This window comes from Francisella sp. 19S2-4 (assembly GCF_036281795.1).
In the GTDB taxonomy this organism is placed as follows: Bacteria; Pseudomonadota; Gammaproteobacteria; order Francisellales; family Francisellaceae; genus Francisella.
Map to the genome: position 1 here is coordinate 21,878 of NZ_JAWUZH010000028.1, position 7,223 is coordinate 29,100.

Here is a 7,223-nt window from a genome sequence, read left to right on the forward strand (position 1 = left end):
TTATATATACCACTCCTGTTTAATTTCATCCGCTGGCATAGGTTTTACAACTATTTCTTTGCTTGTTCCATCAGTATAGTTAAATACCATAGTCACTGTATCAGCACTTTTACCTTGAGTAAACCTACCTAAGACACTTGCCGTAAACTCTTCATCTGCTTTATCAAAATCACCATCTATTAATATTAACGGTCCTGAATGTGATGAGCAATACACATGAGTAAATTGATTTTTATAGCCATTTAAATAGTTGTTCTCACCTTCTTCACGACCAATTATCAATTTATACTCAGGCTTGAAACGAAGATGTCTACCAACTTTTAGAAGCATAATATCATCAAACTCATACTCTTTTGAGTTACGTGCTTGCCATAGATCAACTAGCTTATCAGAGTATTGTTTATCTGTAAGGAAACAACAGCCGCCGGCAGGAGAAGCATAATCTTCGATGCCCCAATCACGAGCCATTTTCATTTGCTCTTTTCTACCACGACCTGTGATTCCCATTAATTTAGACCTATCAACCCAACCTTCTCTTTCAGGTTTTGTCTCTGGTAAGTTTTTCGCACTAAGAGGTCTAAGAAGTAGATCATCAATACCTGATTGTTTCTGTACAACTGGCATAGTGCTTCTACGTTGTGACATTGGTCTTTGACCAATAACCTCACCTGTTATGATAAAGTCAAAACCATTTTCTATAGCCCATTCTTTTGCTTTACGTACCATAAAAATTTTACAATCAAGGCATGGATTCATATTTGCGCCATAGCCATATTTAGGATTTAGAAGTACATCTTTGTATTCTTCTATAACATCTATGATATGTAGCTTTATACCAAGTTGCTCAGCAACCCATAGAGCATTGTTTCTTTTTTGTTTTTCTTTATCATGTTTACGGATCGCATGAGTATGCCCTTCGACACAAAAACCTGTAAAAAAATTTATACCTTCAACATGTATTCCTTGCTCTAACATAAGTTTTGTAGCAAGCATTGAGTCAAGACCACCAGATATTAGTGATATTGCTTTTCTTTGTTTATTTTCCATATTATTTATAGTTTTAAAATTCAAATATTAAATATTTGTGATAATTTTAACATATCAGCATTTTATAACTATAGTTTTTGTTAAATGCTATGATTCTGCTAAATTAAGTTGATGATCTTTTATTATAAAAACTAGCTGTATAATAACCGACCAATGTGCCTAGCATAGATCCTGCTATTAGATCACTAGCAAAGTGAAAATACATAAGTAGCTGACTAGCTACAACTAAAACCGCTAGTAAAACCCAAAGCCAGCGTAGCTTAGGAAATAATATCCATGCAGCTATTGAGAATGAAAGCATAAAAGTTGCATGCCCAGATGGAAATGAACTATATGCGCTACCTGAATGAAACCAGTTAAAACCATACATATGATCTTTAATTAAAGATGGATTATTATTAATAAAAGTTGCAGGCCAATACCTACCAAATATTCCTTTCAAAAAGTCTTTTAAAACTTGTCCTATAACTACAGCATTTGCTATTAGTAAAACTTTATAATCTAAATTATTAGTCTTTTTTATAACAAGTTTAATAAAAAAATAAATATAAAATATTGGAATTAATTCTCTGAGATAAAATACTATATCATTTGCAAGAATTTCTAATATTTTGTAACTTCTAGAATGATGATCATGTAAAAACCATACTATTTGTCTATCTACAAAGAAATAGCAAAAAACAATAAGTACTATTCCAATTATAAAGAATAATAAAAGATTTTTTATGTTAGACATTTTATTTATCTCCTACATGCAAATTAACGACTAACTTTAACGCAAAATAATGTATCTACATATTTAACTTTATTAATTTTCCTAAAAATCATGCACACTAAATTTTAATGAAAACACTCCCATATTTCTTGAGCTAATTTTTTACTAATTCCTTTTACTTTAGAGATTTCATCAACGGATGCTCTACTTAGCTCTTGCCAACCGCCAAAATACATTATCAATGCTTTACGACGCTTAGGTCCTACTCCTTCAATCTCTTCAATAATTGATGACTGCCTATTTGAGCTAACCTTCTTTCTTTGGCCTTTAATAGCATGATCATGCGCAGAATCTCTAACTTGACGTAAAAGTAAAAACCCTGGATTATGCTCATCTAAGGTATACTCAGTATCATCAAAACCTTTATAGATTTTTTCTTTACCACTAATTCGCTCAACACCCTTACCAAGACTCACAAGCTGAACTTTATCTTGAATCCCAAACTCTCTAAAAACAGCTTCTGCTTGATGGATTTGGCCTTTACCACCATCTATTATCATCACATCTGGAAGATTATCAGCTTCTAATCCTGAACTTACTCGGCGTGATACAGCTTGATGGATAGCGGCATAATCATCCCCAGCTTTGACATCTTTGATATTATATCTACGATGAGATTTACGATCCTCTCCCTCATCTGTGTAAACAACGCATGAAGCAACTGTCGCCTCACCTTGAAAATGCGAGATATCAAAACATTCAATACGCTTAATATCTTGATCAAGCTCAAGAAACTCTTTTAGCGAATCTAAACGTTTTTGATATTGTGATTTTGAGCTTGTATATATATTTAGCTTTTGACGAGCATTTACTTCTGCTAACTTTAACCACTTCATATTATCTGCAGCTGGAGCTAATATCCAATTTATTGATTGACCTATTTTCTGAGAAATACTTGTCATAAGATCTTGTATCTCACTAAAATCAACTTTTGATAAGATTATATTTTTAGGCCAAATATTACGAATCTCATCACCTAAATAAAAATGTGATAAAAAAGCATGCATTATAGATGTTTTATCCTGACCTTTTGCATCTATGCTCCAATGTCTATCTGCAACAACCTCACCATTTTGAATTTGTAATAAGGCAATACTTGCATAGTTATCTTGTATATAGATACCAACCACATCAAAAGTTTTATCTGCTTGTATATCAACTATTTGTTGCTGCTGTAACTTACGAAGTACTACTAGCTGATCACGATAGATCTGAGCTTTTTCATACTCCATATTTTCCGAAGCATGATGCATCTTTTCAGATATTTCTTCTAAAACACTACTAAACTTACCTGCTAGAAATTTCTTTAATATTGCTAATTGCTCATCATACTGCTCTTGAGAAACTAATCCAACACAAGGAGCTAAACAACGTTTAATCTGATATTGCAAGCAAGGTCTAACTCTTGATTTATAATATGAATTTTCACATTGTCGGATTGGAAATATTTTCTGGATAATATTAAGGGTGTTTTTCACCGAAGATATTGAAACATATGGTCCAAAACATTGACCTTTTTTATATGCAGATTTACCACGATAAAAAGAAACTTTAGGGAACTTATCACGTGAAATCACCAGATATGGATAACTCTTATCATCTTTAAAAAGAATATTATATTTAGGACGATGTTGTTTAATTAAACTATTCTCAAGCAAATAAGCTTCATAATCACTGGGAGTAATAGTTATTTCAATCTTAACAACTTGAGCTGCCATCATAAGAGTTTTGGTATCTTTAGCACCTTTTGAGAAATAACTATTCACACGGTTTTTAAGATTCTTTGCTTTGCCTACATAAATTATCTCACCATATTTATCAATCATCCGATAAACACCTGAATGAGTAGTTAAATTAGCTAAAAAGCTTTTCAAATCAAAATCTTTAGAATTATCAGAAATCATCTAATTTTTATTAACTAATATATATGTGAAAATGTTACCATATATACAATTTAATTTACTCCACATAACACAAAATAAGCTATATGTACGAAATAATTTCTTTTATAGAAAATAAAATATGGATTATTGAATACCCTATAAAATATTCAGGTGTTAAATTTAGTTCTCGCACAACATTAGTAAAATTAGATGATGGTTCAATTCTTATTCATTCACCATGTAAAATTGATGAGAAGCTTAAGAAAGAAATACTTAAACTAGGTGAAGTTAGTTATATATTTGCACCAGGTAATTTTCACCACTTATATATTAGCTCAGCTCAAGAAGCTTTTCCAAATTCTAAAACTTATATCTGTGAAGGTATTGAGAAAAAACAACCTAATCTAAAGTATGAAGGTATTCTTACAGAAAAAACTTTGCTAAACGAGTTTAAGCAACAGCCTATCCTTGGTTCCAAAATCATGAATGAGGTTGTATTGCTGCATAAAGAGACAAAAACCTTGATTGTTGTTGATATCATAGAAAACATAGGTAGTAAAACTAAAAATACAGGTTTTGGTATTAAAATATGGTGGTTGATTTTTAGAATGTGGAATAAAGCAAAACCTGCACCTGAGTATCAACTAGGTTGGAAAGATAAAAAATTAGCAGCTCAATCTTTACAAACCATATTAGAATGGGATTTTGATAAAATTATTCTAGCTCATGGCGACTTAATAACTCATGATGCTAAGCAAGTTGCTAAAATAGCATGGAAAAAACCTCTTAATAAATTATAAAGATGATAATAAATACAAATAAACAATTAAGTAATTTAATTACGGCTTTAGAAAATACTCAAAAGATCGCTGTAGATACTGAATTTTACTGGATGCGTACATATTACCCAGAGCTTTGTTTAATCCAGATAACTACTGAAAAAGAAGTTTTTTTGATAGATACTCTTGTAGATATAGATTTTTCACCTCTTAAAAAGATTTTTGAGGATCAAAATATCGAAAAGATTATCCATTCTGCAACAAATGATATCCCTATAATCAAAAGATTTTTTGACTGTGAAGTTAACAATATATTTGATACTCAACTTGCGGCTACTTTCATTGGTTTTAAAACTCAGCTATCACTTAAGTCTCTTTTGAAAGAGATCCTCGATATAGATATGGAAAAAGAGTCTCAGTTTTCTGACTGGAGAAAAAGACCATTATCTGAAAAGCAAATAAACTATGCGATCAAAGATGTTGAACACCTTATAGAAATACGCGATCACCTTAGTGCGAAGCTTGATGATAGTGACTATAAAAATTTCTATGAACAGGAGCTTCTAGATATTCAAAGGACAGAGTTTAACTCCGTTGAGATTATTCATACAAAGATAGGCAATATCCAAAAATTTGAAGAAGAAGTTCAAAAAAATGCTATAGCAATAGCGCAATGGCGTGAACAAGTTGCTCAAGAAAAAAATATTCCCGTAAGATTTATGTTTAATAATAAAATCTTATATCTCATAGCTCACGCAAAACCAAAATCTATCGATGACTTTAAACACCCTGAGATAAAAAAGCTCAAACCTTGGTTAAAAAAAGCAATTATAGATGTACTTAAATCAGCTCATAATGTACAAGATAGTCTGATTGAGAAAAAACAAATAAGTGGCAAGATATCTTCTGATATCAATAATAAAATAATTGAGTGTTTTGACATTCAAACTAAAGATTTTGGCTTTGATAGTAGCATAATTGCATCTCGAAAAGATATAAAGTCTTTAGCATATAATTTAAGTATCGATAGTAACTATTCTAAAGGCAAGTTATTAAATGGCTGGAGATATAAAGTTGTTGGTAAAAAGTTAAAAGAGTATATACTAGAGACTATTAAATAATAATATAAATTTTCCTCTATTCTCTATGAATTATATAACTAAAGATTCTAAACTTTTCCCAATTATATTAGCTCTGTTTGCAGCACTCCCACCTTTGGCAGTAAATACATATGCTCCTGCAATACCGCTTATTGCTAATGACTTTGGAGTAAGTAATAGTACGGTTTTAACAACGTTTGCCACCTATTTTGTAGGCTTCTCTTTTGGTATGCTTTTTTGGGGAGCTATCTCTGATAAATATGGCCGTAAGAGAGTTATCATTGTAGGTAGTATTATTTATATAATTAGTACGGTTTTATGTTCATATAGTTATGATTTTCAAATGCTTGAAACTATGCGCTTAATTCAAGGGTTAGCTGATTCGGTAGGTGCTGTTGTTGCATTTTCAATAGCTCGTGATTGCTATAAAGGCGCTCAATTAACAAGCCTTGTTGCAACAATTATTATGATATTACTTATAGCTCCTATTATAGCTCCTATTATTGGAACCATACTTACAAATCTAACTCATACTTGGCAAAGTACTTTTCACTTTCTTACTTTTTATGGTGTAGTAATGCTTCTATGTGCTTGCATAATTGAAGAAACATTAGAGCATAAAGATAGAAAAACAAGTTTATTAAATCTAATACCAAGTTATTTTCAACATTTAGCAAATCCTAGATTCATGCTAGCAACTTTTGCTAGTGGCACTATATTTGCTGCACTATTTATATATATATCATCATCTGCACTAATATATCTTGGCGACTATGCAACTGGATCATTCTGGTATTGTTTTTACTATGGAGTATGTTGTGTAGGCTCTATTTTTGCAAATATGGTTATCAAAAGAAATTCTGGCCGTGTACAGCAATTAAAATTCTTATATTATAGCGTTGCATTAATTACTTTAAGCTGTATAGTTTTAATAATATTTAATAGTCTAAACTTGGATAATGCCTTTATATATACTCTAACTATGTTAGTTTTATGTACATGTGTTTCTTTTGGTTCTACATTAATATACTCATTTGCTATAGATCAAATAGACCACAGTTTTGGCACAGCTAACTCAATAGTAAACTTTACTAAAAATATGATTGCTGCTACAGGTAGCTATATAGTAAGTTTTTATCATGGTAGAGATCTTGTAATTGCATCACCATTTGCTCAATTAGGATTTTGTATATTAACAATAATTCTTTTAATTGGTGTTTATAAGTTAAATCAAAGAAGTTCTTAGCTTATACATTTATATTTACATAGGCTTTCTCTAATAAATACTCTTTATTAATTATCTCAAATGCTAATTCATGAGTTGATTCAAGAACAACCTCTGGAGCACAATTATTTTGATAAGCTTCTAACCATCGTAAAGCACATAAGCACCATTTATCTCCCAGCTTAAGTCCTGGAAAATCAAAAAATTTTGGAATTAATAAATTATTACCGTTAGATGCAGATACTCTAAAAACTCTTTAGTCATTATTAAGACTGTTGAATTAATATCCCAAATTGTTAGATATATTTTGTAAAATACAGATGTTACAGATATTAGTTTTTAATTTTTATGGATTTTTTCTTTTTAGGCTTAGAAGAGTCGCTTGGTAGTGATAATAAATTTGTTAAATTAAAT

General features: G+C 30.8%; 6 protein-coding genes and 1 pseudogene. 3 read left to right on the forward strand and 4 right to left on the reverse strand.

What is annotated here, in order from left to right; translation table 11 throughout:
- From R8535_RS07215 to uvrC, 3 genes are all read right to left on the reverse strand, one after another.
- Window positions 1-1,047 carry a tRNA (5-methylaminomethyl-2-thiouridylate)-methyltransferase gene (locus tag R8535_RS07215; protein WP_329497852.1) on the reverse strand — a complete coding sequence of 349 codons (1,047 nt, stop codon included), beginning with the start codon at window positions 1,045-1,047 and terminating at the stop codon, window positions 1-3.
- A 103-nt stretch (window positions 1,048-1,150) separates the two neighbouring features.
- A complete protein-coding gene (locus tag R8535_RS07220) occupies window positions 1,151-1,783 on the reverse strand; it encodes a phosphatase PAP2 family protein (RefSeq protein WP_329497850.1) in 633 nt (210 codons plus the stop codon).
- A gap of 104 nt (window positions 1,784-1,887) precedes the next feature.
- Window positions 1,888-3,726, reverse strand: a complete 1,839-nt coding sequence (gene uvrC, locus R8535_RS07225) for an excinuclease ABC subunit UvrC (protein ID WP_329497848.1) — start codon at window positions 3,724-3,726, stop codon at window positions 1,888-1,890.
- Between the two features lie 83 nt (window positions 3,727-3,809).
- On the opposite strand from uvrC, the gene R8535_RS07230 reads away from it, so the two are divergent.
- From R8535_RS07230 to R8535_RS07240, 3 genes are read left to right on the forward strand one after another with little or no spacing between them, the layout of a single operon-like run.
- Window positions 3,810-4,505 carry a DUF4336 domain-containing protein gene (locus R8535_RS07230; RefSeq protein WP_329497846.1) on the forward strand — a complete coding sequence of 232 codons (696 nt, stop codon included), beginning with the start codon at window positions 3,810-3,812 and terminating at the stop codon, window positions 4,503-4,505.
- A 2-nt stretch (window positions 4,506-4,507) separates the two neighbouring features.
- Entirely contained in the window at window positions 4,508-5,605 is a 1,098-nt protein-coding gene (locus R8535_RS07235) for a ribonuclease D (protein WP_329497844.1), read from the forward strand.
- 25 nt (window positions 5,606-5,630) lie between these two features.
- Complete coding sequence (locus R8535_RS07240) at window positions 5,631-6,830, forward strand: Bcr/CflA family efflux MFS transporter (RefSeq protein WP_329497842.1); 1,200 nt, start codon at window positions 5,631-5,633, stop codon at window positions 6,828-6,830.
- Between the two features lies 1 nt (window position 6,831).
- On the opposite strand, the pseudogene R8535_RS07245 reads toward R8535_RS07240, so the two are convergent.
- Window positions 6,832-7,076: pseudogene (locus tag R8535_RS07245) on the reverse strand (DUF2237 family protein); the annotation flags it as partial.
- Window positions 7,077-7,223 lie beyond the last annotated feature (147 nt).